The organism is Streptococcus infantis ATCC 700779 (assembly GCF_000187465.1).
In the GTDB taxonomy this organism is placed as follows: Bacteria; Bacillota; Bacilli; order Lactobacillales; family Streptococcaceae; genus Streptococcus; species Streptococcus infantis.
Genome location: NZ_GL732439.1, coordinates 1,286,282 through 1,301,590 on the forward strand (window position 1 = coordinate 1,286,282; position 15,309 = coordinate 1,301,590).

Here is a 15,309-nt window from a genome sequence, read left to right on the forward strand (position 1 = left end):
TTAGATTCCTTTTTTATATGTGATAGGCCCGTACTTTTCAGTGATTTGTTTTATGACACGACGCTCACGAGCGCGGTTAATCTGTGTTTTGATAGAGTCATGCTGAACTAAGGGCTTGACCAAAATCGAACGAATCCCAGCACGGTGAGCCGCTCGAATATCCGTCATGAGCTGATCTCCAACCATGACCACTTCGTTTTTCTCATAGTGGAATTCCTTCATGGCGCGGTCAATCCCGAAAGTAAAGGGCTTCAAAGCCCAATAAACATAGTCAATCCCAAATTTTTCAACCGCACGTTGAACTCTTTTTTTAGAGTTGTTAGATACTACGATAATGCGAATACCTGCATCACGAAGGTCATGTAACCATTGCTTCATCTCTGGAGTCCCATCAGGATTATTCCAAGCAATCAGAGTGTTGTCCAAATCCACCAAAACAGCTTTGATCCCTTGGTTTTTCAGGCTTTGGACTGTCAAATCATAAACTGCTTCTACAGCAAAGTCTGGCATGTAATTTTCAATCGCCATTCTGGCTCCTTCTCTTTTATTTTCTAGTAATTTTCTTCAGCCATTGAGATAAGGCTGCCCATAAAATCAAGCTAGCCATTAAGATATAAATCCAAGCATTTGGCTCTTCTGTAAATGGTAGAGGAACATTCATTCCGAAGAAACCTGTAATAACCGCAAGTACTGCTAGTAAAACGGAGATAATAGTCAAAATTGTCAAACTATCATTCAGGTTATTGTTTAGGATGTTGTTGTAAGAAGAAGAGAGTTGTTGCAAGACTTGAGAAATCAAGTCTGTCATAGACACCAACTGATGGGCTTCAATCATGGCATCATCAAACTGCTCTCGTTCGACATCATTAAATCTCCGATAAAGAGCATGGCTCTGGATATGTTCCAAGAGGAGTCGATTTTGTTTTGCCGCTGCCGTTAAGTAAACCATACCAGTCTCCAAGTCGGAAAGAGCAAAGAGATTTTTCTTGGTTGTTCTCTGACGAAGTAAGCTGTTGACTTCATCTTTACTCTTATCCATCTTTTCAATGATTGGATAATAGGCGTTACTAATGATTTCTAGACTAGCAAAAAGAAATTTGTAAATAGAAATCGACTCATGGCTATCCAGATAAGCTAACATCTGATCAATGACATAAGCATTCTTATGGTTGCTGATGGTAATCATTCGTTTGTTTTCAACGATAAAGGTCATGGGAATCGCTTCATAGTAATCCTTGTCTTTTTCTAAGTCCAGAACATTGTAGATAAAGGTCACAGTCCCATTCTCACGGTTGTAATCCATATGGGCACGTTCATTTTTATCCAGCGCATATTCGATGGTTTCCTTATCCAATCCGTAGATTTCAGATAAATCTTCAAGATTTTTAATTTTTTCTACATCTAGATTGATCCAGACACAACCATTTCCTAATTGCTCATCTAAAAACATCGTTTCTCCTTTACCAAACTCTTTCTATTGTACCATAAAAGAGGTAAAATTTCAGTTCTCTTCTTTCCTTGAAAAATTGCTGACAACCGTGATACTTCTATTGGGAACAAAGTGAAGGACTTCATCCTCACTGCGCAGTTGAGTCGTACGAATACCGACACTCACAACCTTACCAGAGATTGTAATCGGTCCATTCGTAAACTCAACTTGATCTCCAACATCTAACTGGCGTTCAAAGAGGATGAAAAAGCCATTAACCACATCCGATAAAAAGCCTTGAGCCCCCATCCCTATTGCCACCCCAGCAATCCCAGCACCTGCCAGTAGACTTGATACAGGTAAGCCTAGAGTAGATAAAACAAAGTAGAGTAAAAAGAAATAGAGAGTGTAGTTCAAAATATTTTCAATCAATCTAGAAATTGTCTTTTGGCGCGCCTCATCTTTCTGGGAAAATTTTAAGGATGGTTTAACGACTCTTTTCACAACTTGATGGAGAATTATTTTAACGATATAAAAGACAATAAAAAGAAGGACTAGAGAGACTGATTTTGAAAACAACTCTTCTAGAATACTGCTGATATTTAACTTATCGATATAATTTTGAATAAATGTTGGCATAGTAAGCTCCTTTCCTAACATTATACCATAAAACGATATCTGAACCAGCTTGGTAAATATTCATTCTGCCTATACTATTATTAGATTCACTTGATTTCAAAACATATTTATACTATAATCAAACCACTACATGGAGAACAAATTATTTTCTCAATAACTCTCTTGGAATAGACCTTTCTACCTCATCTACTACCAAAACTTTAAAGCATTTATCTCAAGGAAAGTATTCTATGTCTATCACACAACGCACTCTTAAACTAGTCCTAGCAACTTGTTTTGCTTGTTTACTAGCTTACTTTTTTGATTTGTCATCAGCTGTTTCAGCTGGTATCATTGCCATCTTGAGTCTTTCTGATACTCGAAGAAGCACGATCAAGCTAGCCCGCAATCGTCTTTTTTCAACTCTTCTAGCTCTCTTAGTTGGTGTTATAGCTTTCCAACTGACTGGCTATCATATCTGGAGCTTTGGACTTTACTTAGCAGTCTATGTTCCCCTTGCCTATAAACTGGGTTGGGAAATCGGAATCACTCCTAGTAGCGTCCTTGTTAGTCACCTTTTAGTCCAGCAATCAACTTCTCCCGAGCTGTTATTTAACGAAATGCTCCTTTTCCTCATCGGTACCAGTTTTGCTCTTCTAGTCAATCTCTATATGCCTTCACGTCAAAAAGAGATTCAGCTTTATCATAGTCTTGTTGAAGAAAAACTCAGGGATGTTCTTCTACGGCTTTCTTACTATCTGAAAAGAGGAGATGGCCGTAATCAGGCTCAACTAGTCAACGAACTTGATCAACTACTTGAGGATGCTCTTAAGTTAGTTTACCTCGATCACTCTGACCATCTCTTTCACCAGACAGATTATCATATTCACTACTTTGAGATGCGACAAAGACAAACGCGTATCTTAAGAAATATGGCTCAACAGATCAACACATGCCAACTAGCCGCTAGTGAGAGTTTGATTGTCGCTCAGCTCTTTTCAAAAACAGCTAGTCAATTGAGTCAAACCAATCCAGCCTATAACTTATTGAATGATATTGAGAGCTACCTAGAGGTGTTTCGCAATCGTTCTCTCCCTAAAACTAGAGAAGAGTTTGAGACACGGGCTACGCTTCTACAACTCTTTCGTGAATTAGAGCATTTTATCCAGATAAAAGTAGATTTCTACAACCGTTATTCTGACAAAAACAGTAACAAATAAAAACTTCTATCGGCAACTCAGTTGCTGATAGAAGTTTTTTTGTTATGAATAGATTTAATTTTCGCGCTTCTTTCGAATCGATATGAGACTGATATCTCTCAAACTAAAGTAAGTAAGAGCCAGCATTCCCAATGTAATAAAGATTTCTGCTGGAAGTTGGAAAATCTGTAGGGCAGACAAGAGCAACAAGATTACGAGGGCAACAAGTCCAAAGACTAATATTACAACATTGACCGTCCCCTTGATACTTTGAGGTGTCGCAAATACATAGAGTAGTAATAAGAGTATCCCTATGATTAAATAGACCATCTTTATCTCTTTCTAGCTCTTATTCAGCTGATTTTTTCTTTTTGTTTGCTTTCTCACGCTCTGCCTTGTTAAGGATTTGTTTACGCAAACGAATCGATTCAGGCGTTACTTCCATGTACTCATCGTCGTTCAAGAACTCAAGTGATTCTTCAAGAGTCAAGATACGAGGAGTTTTGATAACCGCTGTTTGGTCCTTAGTAGCAGAACGAACGTTAGTCATTTGTTTTGCTTTCGTGATATTAACAGTCAAGTCATTTTCACGAGAGTTTTCACCGATGATCATTCCTTCGTAAACCTCAGTACCTGGGTTAACAAAGATAGTACCACGTTCTTCGATAGACATGATAGAGTAAGTTGTAGCCTTACCAGCATCGATCGAAACAAGGGCACCACGGTGACGTCCACCAATTTCCCCTGGAATCAATGGCAAGTATTGATCGAAGGTATGGTTCATGATCCCGTAACCACGAGTCATTGACAAGAACTCAGTTGAGTATCCAATCAAACCACGCGCAGGAACTAGGAAGACCAAACGAGTTTGACCGTTACCTGTTGCAATCATATCCAACATTTCACCCTTACGTTCAGAAAGGCTTTGGATAACAGATCCTTGGTATTCTTCTGGTGTGTCGATTTGCACGCGCTCAAATGGCTCACACTTCACACCATCGATTTCTTTGACGATAACTTCTGGACGAGATACTTGAAGCTCATAACCTTCACGACGCATAGTCTCGATGAGGATTGACAAGTGCAATTCCCCACGTCCTGAAACTGTCCATTTATCTGGTGAGTCTGTTGGATCTACACGAAGAGATACGTCTGTTTGTAATTCTGCTTGCAAACGTTCTTCAACCTTACGAGAAGTCACCCATTTACCTTCGCGACCAGCAAATGGTGAGTTGTTAACCAAGAAGGTCATTTGAAGAGTAGGTTCGTCGATGTGAAGAACTGGAAGAGCTTCAACTGCATCTGTTGGAGTGATTGTTTCCCCAACGAAGATGTCTTCCATACCTGATACGGCAATCAAGTCACCAGCCTTAGCTTCTTGGATTTCACGACGTTCCAAACCAAAGAAACCAAAGAGTTTTGTAACACGGAAGTTCTTAGTTGTACCATCCAATTTAGAAAGAGTAACTTGGTCCCCAACCTTAACTGTACCACGGAAGACACGTCCGATACCGATACGACCAACGAAATCATTGTAGTCCAAGAGTGACACTTGGAATTGAAGTGGCTCATCTGAGTTATCGATTGGAGCTGGAATGTGATCAATAATGGTATCAAAGATTGGCGCCATAGTCTTTTCTTGGTCGGCTGGATCATCTGACAATGAAGATGTTCCGTTGATTGCTGAAGCATAGACTACTGGGAAGTCAAGCTGATCATCATCTGCACCAAGCTCGATGAAGAGTTCCAAAACTTCATCCACTACTTCTGCTGGACGAGCTGATGGTTTGTCAATTTTATTGATAACAACGATTGGGACAAGGTCTTGTTCCAAAGCTTTTTTCAATACGAAACGAGTTTGAGGCATAGTACCTTCGTAAGAATCCACTACTAAGACTACACCATCAACCATTTTCATGATACGTTCAACTTCTCCACCGAAGTCCGCGTGTCCTGGTGTGTCCATGATATTGATACGAGTTCCGTTGTAGGCAACTGCTGTATTCTTCGCAAGGATGGTAATTCCACGCTCTTTTTCAATATCGTTTGAGTCCATTGCACGTTCAGCTAATTCTGTACGCGCATCAAGAGTTTCAGATTGTTTTAATAATTCGTCAACGAGGGTTGTTTTCCCGTGGTCGACGTGGGCGATAATCGCGATATTACGGATATCTTCTCTTAATTTTGTCATGATTTCCTCTGTTATATTCAAAAATTTATTTTCTAACTGAGCAATTATACCACAATTTTAAGCAAATGACTTAACTCAAGTAAGTGTAAATGTTTTCAAAAGAAAATTCATGACTTATCTTTTCTTTTCAAAAATCCCGACTTGTGATAAGATAGGCTGGTATGCGTTTAGATAATTTATTAGCCCAGGAAAAAATCAGTCGAAAAGCTATGAAACAGGCTCTCCTAAAAAAAGAAATCTTAGTAGATGGACAAGTTGCAATTTCCCTTGCACAGAATATTGATACGGGATTGCAAGAGTTGATTTTTCAGGGTAGAAAAATCCAAGGATATGAGCACACCTATCTCATGCTTCACAAACCAAATGGTGTCGTGACAGCAAGTAAGGACAAGAAGCTCCCAACGGTTATGGACTTACTACCTCAACACCTCCAATCAGACCAAGTCTATGCTATCGGTCGGCTAGATCGAGATACGACAGGGCTCCTTCTCTTAACAAACAATGGCCCTCTAGGTTTTCAACTTCTCCACCCTCAATATCATGTCGATAAAACTTATCAAGTTGAGGTGAACGGCTTGCTCACACCAGATCACATCCAGCAGTTCAAAAACGGAATTGTCTTTCTTGATGGAACTATTTGTAAACCTGCTCAGCTTGAGATTCTATCTTCAAGTCCTAGTATCAGCCGAGCCACCATCACCATCTCTGAAGGGAAATTTCATCAGGTCAAGAAAATGTTCCTCTCAGTTGGTGTCAAGGTCACTGCCCTCAAACGAGTTCAGTTCGGAGATTTTCTATTAGATCCTGACCTAGCAGAAGGTCAATACCGACTCTTGAATCAAGAGGAATTGAAAATTATTAAAAACTACTTAGAGAAAAGTGAATAAAATAAAAAAGCTTTAAAAATAAAGCTTTTTTGTTTTTGATTAGCCAAAAATCATTACGAGGGCTGCAATCCAGTTAAGTACAGAGATGACAATACCTACGATATTGAGAATTTTTTCTGTTTTATACACTAGTCCAGATTGTTTTTCGTGCGAATTAGCCAAAACAAGTCCAATGATACCCAAAATAAGACCTACGATTGGAGATAACAAACCAAGGACGATAGATAGAATACCTAAAACAAGTGATGCTTTTTTCTTTTCTTGCATGCTCTAAAATCTCCTTAAACTTATTACGCATTCATTATACCATACAAACCAGCTTTATCTATTAGGTAACAAGTTTTAGAACTATGAAACCCTGTCCCTGAGCCAAAAAGAATTAGAAAGAACTAGAAATGATTAAAAACCACTTAACGAAAAGTGCATAAAACAAAAAAAGCTTTAAACATAAAGCTTTTTTGTTTTTGATTAGCCAAAAATCATTACGAGGGCTGCAATCCAGTTAAGTACAGAAATGACAATACCTACGATATTGAGAATTTTTTCTGTTTTATACACTAGTCCAGATTGTTTTTCGTGCGAATTAGCCAAAACAAGTCCAATGATACCCAAAATAAGACCTACGATTGGAGATAACAAACCAAGGACGATAGATAGGATACCTAAAACAAGTGATGCTTTTTTCTTTTCTTGCATAATAAAAACTCCTTAAATTTAATACAAATTAATTATATCATAAAAAGCTAGATTTATCTACAATTCAATAACTTTTTACAGAATATTAGCTAGTCTTAACCTTGCCTGTCCAAGAATCCAATCCGTAAGAAAGGATATAAATTTCTGAGAAACCTTGTTTTTTCAAGAAAAGTGCTGCATTGGTTACACGTTGCGCACGTTGGTTTTCATATAGAAGGACAGGTTTATCCTTGCGAAGAGCTGCAAGACTTGTCTTCAATTGATTTGAAGGAATATTACGAGCTCCGAGGATATGTTTTCTGTGGAAGTCAGCTGGGTCACGCAAGTCAATTAGCTGACCTGTACGAATCAAAGATTCAAATTCTGCATTGTCTACAATTTTTGCTGCACGGCGAATACGAAGATAGTTGTATCCCATCCATGCCAACATCGCCACTACAAGTCCCCATAATACCCAAGTTACCATAATATCTAATCTCCATTTTTTTCTAAATAGTCTAATTCTAGTTTGTGCTCTCTACGCAAAATTGCTTCTGCTTCAAGATAATCCAGCTTATCCATCAAGCCAGCATCATAGATACGAGAAAGTTCAATCTTCATTAGTTCAATATCATAGAGGCGTTTGCCCATATAGACAAGAATGCCGAACTGTTTGAGAAATTGTTGCACATCATAGAGTGTTTTCATAGCTTTCATTTTAGCAAAAAATCAGAATTTTTTCAATAGTTCCCTTGGAGGATTGCTCTTTTTACTATTATCTAGCTTTCTTCACACTATGACAAAGAAGAAAGCCTACTGTCATACCAACGATATTTTGCACAAGATTTGGGACGATTTCTGGTATGGCTGCTCCCCAACCATTCATCCAAGCCGATGCAAAAGCGTAACCTGCCACCATGATGATGGTTGCCAAGACTAATCCTAGCCACTGCCATTTCCCTTTAACACCTGCCAAATATCCCTGCGAACCATGGAAAATCAAGCTGAAGAACATCCACTGGGGGTAACCTGAAATCAGGTCAATTAGAAATCCCGCTAATCCTCCGACAACAGCTCCTTCGCGACTCCCAAAGTAAAAGGCCGTAAAGAATATTCCTGCATCCAAAAGTGTTAGAAATCCTGTTGGCGTTGGGATTTTTACGAAATAGCCCAAAACTACGGATAGAGCTACTAGGATGGATACTAGGGCGATTTTACTTGTTTTTGTTTGCTTCATATTGTCTTACTCCATACTGATCTGCTTGTACAATGGCACGGTAAACAAAGGATTTGGAACTTTCAATTGCTGGTAAGAGCTCCTCTCCCTTGACTAACTGGCTGGCAATGCTCGATGCAAAAGTACATCCTGCACCAGCATTTTGTCCTTGAATGACTGGATTTTCAAGAATAGTAAAATTCTCTCCATCATAAAAGACATCCACAGCCTTATCCTGACTGAGACGATTTCCACCCTTAATAATCACTGCTGGCGCACCCAAGTCATGTAATTTCTGCGCTGCATCCTTCATATCGTCCAAGGTTTCAATCTTTTGGCCTGCTAGCAATTCTGCCTCAGGAAGATTGGGTGTAATGACAGTCACATAAGGGAAAAAGCGAATCAACTCTTGACAAAGCTCGCTAACAGCAACATCATGCGTTTCCTTACAAACGAGAACTGGATCCAATACCACTGGAACTCCTGTACGTTCCTTGATAAAGTTAAGAGCTTTCTCAGCAACACCAACAGTCGGTAAGAGACCAATCTTAATCCCTCCAAAGTCTACGCTCTTGAGACTATCCAACTGTTGTTGGAAAATAGTCTCATCTGTCGGAAAGACCTCAAATCCATTTTCTGTCAAAGCAGTTAAGCAAGTCATAGCTACAAAACCATGCAAACCATTCAAGGTATAGGTCGCAAGGTCAGCAGCTAGTCCACCACCACTAAAAATATCATTTCCTGAAAGTGCCAAAATACGATTATTCTTCATAACGAATCTCCTTCAAATACAAACCATTGGGTGCTGCAGTTGGACCTGCCAACTGTCTGTCTTTTTTCTCCAAAATCAGGTCAATCTGCTCTATCGGCATTCTGTTATTACCAATTTTCAGCAAGGTCCCGACCATATTTCGAATCTGCTTATAGAGGAAGCCATTGCCAGAGAAAGTAAAGGTCAAAAATTGACCGGTCTCGTCAACCCTAAGACTGGCTTCCGTGATTGTTCTTACCTTGTCCTCCACACTTGTTCCGGCAGCAGTAAAACCGGTAAAATCATGGGTTCCTTCTAATTTCTTCACAGCCTTTTGCATGCGTTCCACATCTAGTGGATAGGGATAGTGGGTGGCATAATGACGTCTCATAGGATTTTTAGGACGCCCTCTATCCACGATAAACTCATAGGTCTTGCTATGCTTGGCATAACGGCAATGAAAATCATCAGCCACTACCTCAATCGAAATGACATCGATGTCTTCAGGACTTTGAGTATCGAGAGCAAAGCGAAGCTTCTCCTCATCCATCTGATAGGGAAGATCAAAGTGGATAACCTGCCCTAGCGCATGAACACCACTATCCGTTCGCCCTGCACCATGGATGGTAATGGCCTGCCCTTTATTTAATTTGGTTAAAGTTTTTTCAATTTCCTCTTGGACACTACGCGCGTGTGGTTGCCGTTGAAAGCCAGCGAAGGCGTAGCCATCATAGGAAATGATTGCTTTATATCTAGTCATATATCTATTTTATCAAGAAAATTTCTCTGCAACAAGTTTGAAAACCAAAAATTGTACGGGTGCAGTTTTAGATATCAACTAGTCCTTACCTCGATTTTCTCATTATATATTTTCGTACAGGTACTTCAACCATTTGAACGATTTCAAATCCTTCTTTTTGGTAAAGATTGTAAGCTGTTTGATTTGCCTCGTAGACATTTAGAGAAATAGTATCTATGTCTTCATTTTCAAAGGCCAAACTAACAAATTTCCTTAAAGCCTGGCTACCTAATCCCTGCCCCTGTTTCTGAGGATTGATAAAAAATCTCCCGATATGAAGATTCCTGTCTTCTAGCCTGATTTTCTGGATAAGCCCCACAAACTCTTGTCCATCAAATATTGAAAAAATTCCTTCCAGCTCTTGTAAGGATTGGACAATCAAGGGATAAGAAATTTTGGGTCCCATCCATTGCTTCTGAAAACTTTCTCCCAAAGCATTAGACCAGCGACAAATGAGTTGGGCTTTTTCTAACTGAAGACCTTTTTCAAAGTGAATTTTCATATTTGCTCCTAAAACTTCTCCTACATCCAACTATTATACTCTTTCTCTTATTTTTTCCGAATAAATAAGTATGATTCATCTTTACTTTTTTCTTGTTGGAGCTATTTTTGCTTCCTTTCTTGGATTGGTCATTGATCGTTTCCCTGAGCAATCCATTGTTTTCCCTGCTAGTCACTGTGATTCTTGTCAGACTCGCTTACGTCCCTTGGATTTGATTCCAATTGTCTCACAGGTATTCAATCGCTTTCGTTGTCGCTACTGTAATTCAAGCTATCCCTTTTGGTATGCTCTCTTTGAGTTTGGATTGGGGCTTCTCTTTCTAGCTGAGTCTGTGGGATTTTTAACTTTGGGGCAAGTCATCTTGATAACTGCCGGCTTGACTTTGGGCATCTACGACTTTCGTCATCAGGAATATCCCTTGATCGTCTGGCTAATTTTTCACTTAATCCTCATGGTTTGCTGTGGTTGGAATCTAGTTATGATTTTCTTTCTTATCTTGGGAATTTTGGCTCACTTTATCGATATCCGCATAGGTGCAGGGGATTTTCTCTTTCTGGCCTCTTGTGCACTTATTTTTAGCCTAACTGAGATGCTGATTTTGATTCAATTTGCTTCCACAACTGGCATTCTAGCCTTTCTCCTACTAAAGAAAAAGGAAAGACTACCTTTTGTGCCTTTCCTCTTGCTGGCTGCTTGTATGATTATTTTTGGTAAGCTATTGCTTCTCGGATAAAGTCAGCGATTTCTGCTACTTGTCCTTCATGTAGAGCCTTAACAATCTTGGAACCGACGATAACGCCATCTGATACTGCATTAAAGCGTTCAACATCAGCTTGTGTGGATACACCAAATCCGGTCAATACTGGAATGTCAGCCACTTGATGAAGTTGATTCAAGTGCTTGTCCAAGTCATCTCGGTAATTTCCTGATTTCCCTGTGACCCCATTGATAGCAACGGCATAGACAAAACCTTCAGCTCCTTCAATGAGTTCTTTTTGACGCTCAATTCCTGTCGTCAAGCTGACAAGTGGAATCAAAGAAATATCTGTACCTGCCAAAAAGGGCTCTACAAAGTTAGCGTGCTCATGAGGCAGGTCTGGAATAATCAATCCCTTAACCGCTGTATCAGCAAGATCTCTGACAAATTTCTCCACACCGTACTGAAAGAGGGGGTTAAAGTAGGTCATGATAACAAGTGGAACTTCTGTTTCAATAGTCTTCAAAGTTTCAACTAGAGCCTGTGTAGAAGTACCACTAGCTAGACTGCGCAAGCCTGCTTCTTCGATAACTGGACCATCTGCAACTGGGTCTGAGAAAGGAACTCCCACTTCAATAGCAGACACTCCCAAATCTTCTAAAAAGTGGATTGTTTCAGCAAGTCCATCCAAACCTTTTTCATGGTCTCCAGCCATGATATAGGGAACGAAAATTCCTTTTCCAGTCGCTTTTATAGCGTTCAATTTTTCTGTTAGTGCCTTAGACATGAGCTTCTCCCTTCTTTGCTGCGTCTGCTTCCAAGCGGTCTTTAACTTGAACTACATCCTTGTCCCCACGACCTGATAGGCAGACAATCATAGACTTGTCTGGGCCAAGTTCTTTGGCTAATTTCACCGCAAAGGCGATGGCATGGCTAGATTCTAAAGCTGGGATAATTCCTTCTACACGAGACAAGAGTTGGAATCCTTCCAAGGCTTCTTCGTCTGTCACTGGTACATAGGTCGCTCGTTTGATATCATGGTAATGAGAATGTTCTGGACCGATACCAGGATAGTCCAAACCTGCTGAGATTGAGAAAGCTTCTAGGATCTGACCATGAGCATCTTGGAGCACATCCATAAGCGAACCGTGAAGAACACCTGGACGACCCTTGGTCAAGGTAGCTGCGTGATGCTCTGTATCCAGTCCTAGTCCTGCTGCTTCAGCTCCATACATAGCCACTGACTTATCTTCCACAAATGGATGGAAGAGCCCGATGGCATTAGAGCCACCACCAACACAGGCTACTAGAGCATCTGGCAGATTTTCACCTGTCAAATCACGGTACTGTTGCTTGGCTTCTCGTCCGATAACACTTTGGAAATCACGAACAATTTCCGGGAAAGGATGGGGCCCCAAGGCAGAACCAAGGATATAGTGGGTATCATCGATATTTGCCACCCATGAACGAAGGGCTGCATTGACCGCATCCTTGAGCACGCGCGAACCATCTGTCACAGCCTCTACCTTAGCTCCTAAAAGCTCCATTCGGAAAACATTGAGGGCTTGGCGTTTGACATCTTCCTCGCCCATGTAGATGGTACATTCCATGTTAAAGAGTGCCGCAGCTGTTGCAGTTGCCACACCATGTTGACCAGCACCTGTTTCAGCAATAATTTTCTTTTTGCCCATACGTTTAGCGAGGAGAACTTGTCCTAAAGCATTGTTAATCTTGTGGGCGCCTGTATGGTTGAGGTCTTCACGTTTAAGGTAAATCTTGGCTCCGCCGATATGCTGGGTCAAGTTTTTTGCGTAGTAAAGAGGAGTTTCACGACCTACATACTGGCGCAATAGTTGGTTTAACTCCTCTTGGAAACTTGGATCTGCCTGACTTTCACGATAAGCCTCTTCCAATTCCAATACTGCTGTCATCAATGTTTCTGGGACAAAGCGTCCACCGAATTTCCCGTAAAATCCCTCTTTATTTGGTTCTTGATATACCATGCTTAACCCTCTCTATAAATCTTCTAATCTTTTCATGATCTTTTTGTCCGTCTGTTTCTACTCCGCTTGATACATCTACTGCAAAGGGAGAGAAATGCTGAATTGCTCTTGCTACATTGTCTTCATTTAGCCCACCTGCGATGAAGAAAGGCTGGGCTAGTTCTGTCGTATCCAGTTGACCCCAGTCAAAGGTTTGTCCACTTCCTGCCACAGGAGCATCAAAGAGTAGATAATCTGCCTGAGAATTGGGTACATGCCCCCCTTCATCGATCTGAACAGCCTGAATGCTGCCACAAGGCAAATTTTCAAATAGTTTATCTACTACCTTACCGTGAACTTGTACAAAGTCCAAACCAACTTTGTCTACCGCTTCTAACAGTTCTGCCTGACTGGGTGAAACAAATACACCAACTTTTTGAATATAACTAGGAATAAACTTAGCCAGCTCTGCTGCTTGTTCCAAGGTCACCTGTCTTTTGCTAGGAGCAAAGACAAAACCAATGTAGTCTGCTCCAGCTGAAACAGCTGTTTTTACGGCTTCTTTGGTCGATAGTCCACAAATCTTAACCTTTGTCAATCTGCAACTCCTTGATTCTCTGGGCTACATCTTCTGCTTGCATGAGGGCTGTTCCTACTAAAATTCCGTTAAAGTATGGTGCTACTCGTTTTGCATCCTCCTCTGTAAAAATAGCAGATTCGGAAATGTAGAAGCAATCATCCTTAAAGTGTTTGGCCAAGTCTACACTGGTCTGCAAGTCGACTTCAAAGGTTGTTAAATTGCGATTGTTAACACCAATAATTTGAGCTCCAAGTCTATGAGCCACTTCCAGTTCAGCAAGATTATGAGTTTCCACCAAAACTTCTAGACCAAGATCTGTCGCGTAGTCGTAAAGCTCCTTCAGTCGTTTTTCAGATAAGGCTGCGACGATGAGCAAGATGACGGTCGCACCTGCATTGCGAGCACGGATGATTTGCTTTTCATCGATAATAAAATCCTTATTCAGTGTCGGGATCTGTACCTGACTAGAAATCTCTCGCAGATAATCCAAATGACCTTTAAAGAAAACCTCATCTGTCAGAACAGAAATCATTACCGCGCCGTTAGCCTCGTAAATCTGGGCCTGTTGTACGATATCCACATCAAGATTGATATCACCTAGACTTGGGCTTGCCTTTTTGACCTCCGCAATGATTTGCAAACGGTCTTGGTGATTTTTTAAATATTCACTCAATCGATAAGTTTGACGTAGGGGCTGAAGCTCCTCTCGTTCCATCGTTTCAACTTCACGCGCCTTTTGCTCTAGGATACGTGATAAAAATTCCTGACTCATCTTTGATACTCCTGTAATAGTCTGAGTTTTTCAATGGCCTTACCACTGGCAATCACTTGACGTGCCAATTCAACTCCGTCCTTGATACTATCTGCTTTCCCATTTGCGTAGAATCCGAGACCCGCATTTAAGACTGTTGTTTCCAAGAATGGACTTGGTTCGTTATTAAGAACACTGACAAGGATGGCTGCATTCTCATGAGCATTTCCCCCACGAATGTCTTCAATAGGAATCCGTTCCATTCCCAAATCTTCTGGAGAAAAGGTTGATAAAGTAATTTCGCCATTTTCAAGAAGGGCAATGCTGGTAGTTCCATTCAAACCAGCTTCATCCAACCCTTCTGGACCAGCTACTACAATGGCACGTTTGCGACCCATGTTTTTCAAAACCTGAGCAGTACTTTCCAGAAGTTCAGGACGACTGATTCCTAGAAGCTGTGTTTCCAAAACCATTGGATGGATGAGTGGTCCTGTCAAATTCATGATAGTTGGAATTCCCAACTCCAAGCGAGCTGGCATAATGTATTTCATAGCTGGGTGCATGTTTTTGGCAAAGAGAAAGACGATTCCTGTTTGGTCAAATACCTTACCCAATTGTGATGGTTTGAGATCAATATTGATTCCCAAAGCTTGCAAGACATCTGCTGACCCAGATTTAGAGGAAATTGAACGATTACCATGTTTGGCCATGTGGATTCCTCCACCTGCTAAGACAAAGGCTGCAGTTGTAGAAATGTTGAAGCTAAATGACTTGTCTCCACCTGTACCGCAGTTATCCATAGCATCTTGAATGTTTGTTGGAATGTGTTGAGCATGTCCTCTCATAACTTGAGCGAGGGCTGTTCTTTCTTCAGGTGTTTCTCCCTTCATTTTAAGAGCTAAAAGTAGTGAAGCGATTTGTGCTTCTGTCACTCGCCCTGTCACGATGCGTTCGATCACATCTGTCATTTCAACACTTGATAAATCTTCAAAGTTGGCTAATTTTTCAATAATTTCTTTCATTTTGTGTTCC

The 15,309-nt window shown here is 40.6% G+C and carries 21 protein-coding genes; 3 read left to right on the forward strand and 18 right to left on the reverse strand.

The annotated features are described in order from the left end of the window. From HMPREF9423_RS08730 to HMPREF9423_RS08740, 3 genes are read right to left on the reverse strand one after another with little or no spacing between them, the layout of a single operon-like run. A complete protein-coding gene (locus HMPREF9423_RS08730; RefSeq protein WP_006148952.1) occupies positions 1–528 on the reverse strand; it encodes a YqeG family HAD IIIA-type phosphatase in 528 nt (175 codons plus the stop codon). A gap of 16 nt (positions 529–544) precedes the next feature. Continuing rightward, positions 545–1,450: a magnesium transporter CorA family protein gene (locus HMPREF9423_RS08735; protein ID WP_006148953.1), complete on the reverse strand. Its 906-nt coding sequence runs from the start codon at positions 1,448–1,450 to the stop codon at positions 545–547. A gap of 51 nt (positions 1,451–1,501) precedes the next feature. After that, positions 1,502–2,068 (reverse strand): mechanosensitive ion channel family protein, encoded by a 567-nt coding sequence (locus tag HMPREF9423_RS08740; RefSeq protein WP_006155512.1) that lies wholly within the window; start codon positions 2,066–2,068, stop codon positions 1,502–1,504. Positions 2,069–2,298: 230 nt separating this feature from the next. On the opposite strand from HMPREF9423_RS08740, the gene HMPREF9423_RS08745 reads away from it, so the two are divergent. After that, positions 2,299–3,267 carry an aromatic acid exporter family protein gene (locus HMPREF9423_RS08745; RefSeq protein ID WP_006148955.1) on the forward strand — a complete coding sequence of 323 codons (969 nt, stop codon included), beginning with the start codon at positions 2,299–2,301 and terminating at the stop codon, positions 3,265–3,267. Positions 3,268–3,321: 54 nt separating this feature from the next. On the opposite strand, the gene HMPREF9423_RS08750 is transcribed toward HMPREF9423_RS08745, so the two are convergent. After that, positions 3,322–3,576 (reverse strand): DUF3165 family protein, encoded by a 255-nt coding sequence (locus HMPREF9423_RS08750; RefSeq protein ID WP_006148956.1) that lies wholly within the window; start codon positions 3,574–3,576, stop codon positions 3,322–3,324. A gap of 19 nt (positions 3,577–3,595) precedes the next feature. Next, positions 3,596–5,437 (reverse strand): translational GTPase TypA, encoded by a 1,842-nt coding sequence (gene typA / locus HMPREF9423_RS08755; protein WP_006148957.1) that lies wholly within the window; start codon positions 5,435–5,437, stop codon positions 3,596–3,598. A 161-nt stretch (positions 5,438–5,598) separates the two neighbouring features. Here typA and HMPREF9423_RS08760 point away from each other — a divergent pair, with 161 nt between their 5' ends. Next, entirely contained in the window at positions 5,599–6,324 is a 726-nt protein-coding gene (locus HMPREF9423_RS08760; RefSeq protein WP_006148958.1) for a pseudouridine synthase, read from the forward strand. A 39-nt stretch (positions 6,325–6,363) separates the two neighbouring features. Here HMPREF9423_RS08760 and HMPREF9423_RS08765 read toward each other — a convergent pair whose 3' ends face one another. From HMPREF9423_RS08765 to HMPREF9423_RS08800, 8 genes are all read right to left on the reverse strand, one after another. Beyond that, a complete protein-coding gene (locus tag HMPREF9423_RS08765) occupies positions 6,364–6,591 on the reverse strand; it encodes a hypothetical protein (protein WP_004251438.1) in 228 nt (75 codons plus the stop codon). Between the two features lie 201 nt (positions 6,592–6,792). Further along, the gene (locus tag HMPREF9423_RS08770) at positions 6,793–7,020 is read right to left on the reverse strand and encodes a hypothetical protein (RefSeq protein WP_004251438.1); all 228 of its coding nucleotides are present in this window, start codon (positions 7,018–7,020) and stop codon (positions 6,793–6,795) included. Between the two features lie 85 nt (positions 7,021–7,105). Continuing rightward, a complete protein-coding gene (locus HMPREF9423_RS08775) occupies positions 7,106–7,486 on the reverse strand; it encodes a rhodanese-like domain-containing protein (protein WP_006148959.1) in 381 nt (126 codons plus the stop codon). A 5-nt stretch (positions 7,487–7,491) separates the two neighbouring features. After that, the gene (locus HMPREF9423_RS08780; protein ID WP_006148960.1) at positions 7,492–7,716 is read right to left on the reverse strand and encodes a YqgQ family protein; all 225 of its coding nucleotides are present in this window, start codon (positions 7,714–7,716) and stop codon (positions 7,492–7,494) included. Positions 7,717–7,774: 58 nt separating this feature from the next. Continuing rightward, positions 7,775–8,236, reverse strand: a complete 462-nt coding sequence (locus tag HMPREF9423_RS08785) for an ECF transporter S component (RefSeq protein WP_006148961.1) — start codon at positions 8,234–8,236, stop codon at positions 7,775–7,777. Next, positions 8,214–8,987, reverse strand: coding sequence for a bifunctional hydroxymethylpyrimidine kinase/phosphomethylpyrimidine kinase (locus tag HMPREF9423_RS08790; RefSeq protein ID WP_006148962.1), 774 nt, complete (start codon positions 8,985–8,987; stop codon positions 8,214–8,216). Before HMPREF9423_RS08790 ends, HMPREF9423_RS08785 begins: the two co-directional genes overlap by 23 nt. Then, complete coding sequence (gene truA, locus HMPREF9423_RS08795) at positions 8,977–9,726, reverse strand: tRNA pseudouridine(38-40) synthase TruA (RefSeq protein ID WP_006148963.1); 750 nt, start codon at positions 9,724–9,726, stop codon at positions 8,977–8,979. Before truA ends, HMPREF9423_RS08790 begins: the two co-directional genes overlap by 11 nt. Positions 9,727–9,811: 85 nt before the next feature. Continuing rightward, complete coding sequence (locus HMPREF9423_RS08800) at positions 9,812–10,267, reverse strand: GNAT family N-acetyltransferase (protein WP_025170201.1); 456 nt, start codon at positions 10,265–10,267, stop codon at positions 9,812–9,814. A gap of 70 nt (positions 10,268–10,337) precedes the next feature. Here HMPREF9423_RS08800 and HMPREF9423_RS08805 point away from each other — a divergent pair, with 70 nt between their 5' ends. Beyond that, positions 10,338–11,000 carry a prepilin peptidase gene (locus HMPREF9423_RS08805; protein WP_006148965.1) on the forward strand — a complete coding sequence of 221 codons (663 nt, stop codon included), beginning with the start codon at positions 10,338–10,340 and terminating at the stop codon, positions 10,998–11,000. Here the strand turns inward: HMPREF9423_RS08805 and trpA are convergent. The 5 genes from trpA to trpD are packed head-to-tail and all read right to left on the reverse strand — an operon-like array spanning position 10,969 to position 15,299. Beyond that, the gene (gene trpA, locus HMPREF9423_RS08810; protein ID WP_006148966.1) at positions 10,969–11,751 is read right to left on the reverse strand and encodes a tryptophan synthase subunit alpha; all 783 of its coding nucleotides are present in this window, start codon (positions 11,749–11,751) and stop codon (positions 10,969–10,971) included. The genes HMPREF9423_RS08805 and trpA overlap by 32 nt on opposite strands. After that, complete coding sequence (trpB, locus tag HMPREF9423_RS08815; protein WP_006148967.1) at positions 11,744–12,967, reverse strand: tryptophan synthase subunit beta; 1,224 nt, start codon at positions 12,965–12,967, stop codon at positions 11,744–11,746. Before trpB ends, trpA begins: the two co-directional genes overlap by 8 nt. Next, the gene (locus HMPREF9423_RS08820; RefSeq protein WP_006148968.1) at positions 12,945–13,544 is read right to left on the reverse strand and encodes a phosphoribosylanthranilate isomerase; all 600 of its coding nucleotides are present in this window, start codon (positions 13,542–13,544) and stop codon (positions 12,945–12,947) included. Before HMPREF9423_RS08820 ends, trpB begins: the two co-directional genes overlap by 23 nt. Then, the gene (trpC, locus tag HMPREF9423_RS08825) at positions 13,531–14,298 is read right to left on the reverse strand and encodes an indole-3-glycerol phosphate synthase TrpC (protein WP_006148969.1); all 768 of its coding nucleotides are present in this window, start codon (positions 14,296–14,298) and stop codon (positions 13,531–13,533) included. Before trpC ends, HMPREF9423_RS08820 begins: the two co-directional genes overlap by 14 nt. Beyond that, on the reverse strand, positions 14,295–15,299 hold the full coding sequence (trpD, locus tag HMPREF9423_RS08830; RefSeq protein ID WP_006148970.1) for an anthranilate phosphoribosyltransferase: 1,005 nt from the start codon (positions 15,297–15,299) through the stop codon (positions 14,295–14,297). The genes trpC and trpD overlap by 4 nt, the downstream gene beginning before the upstream one ends. Positions 15,300–15,309: the final 10 nt, after the last annotated feature.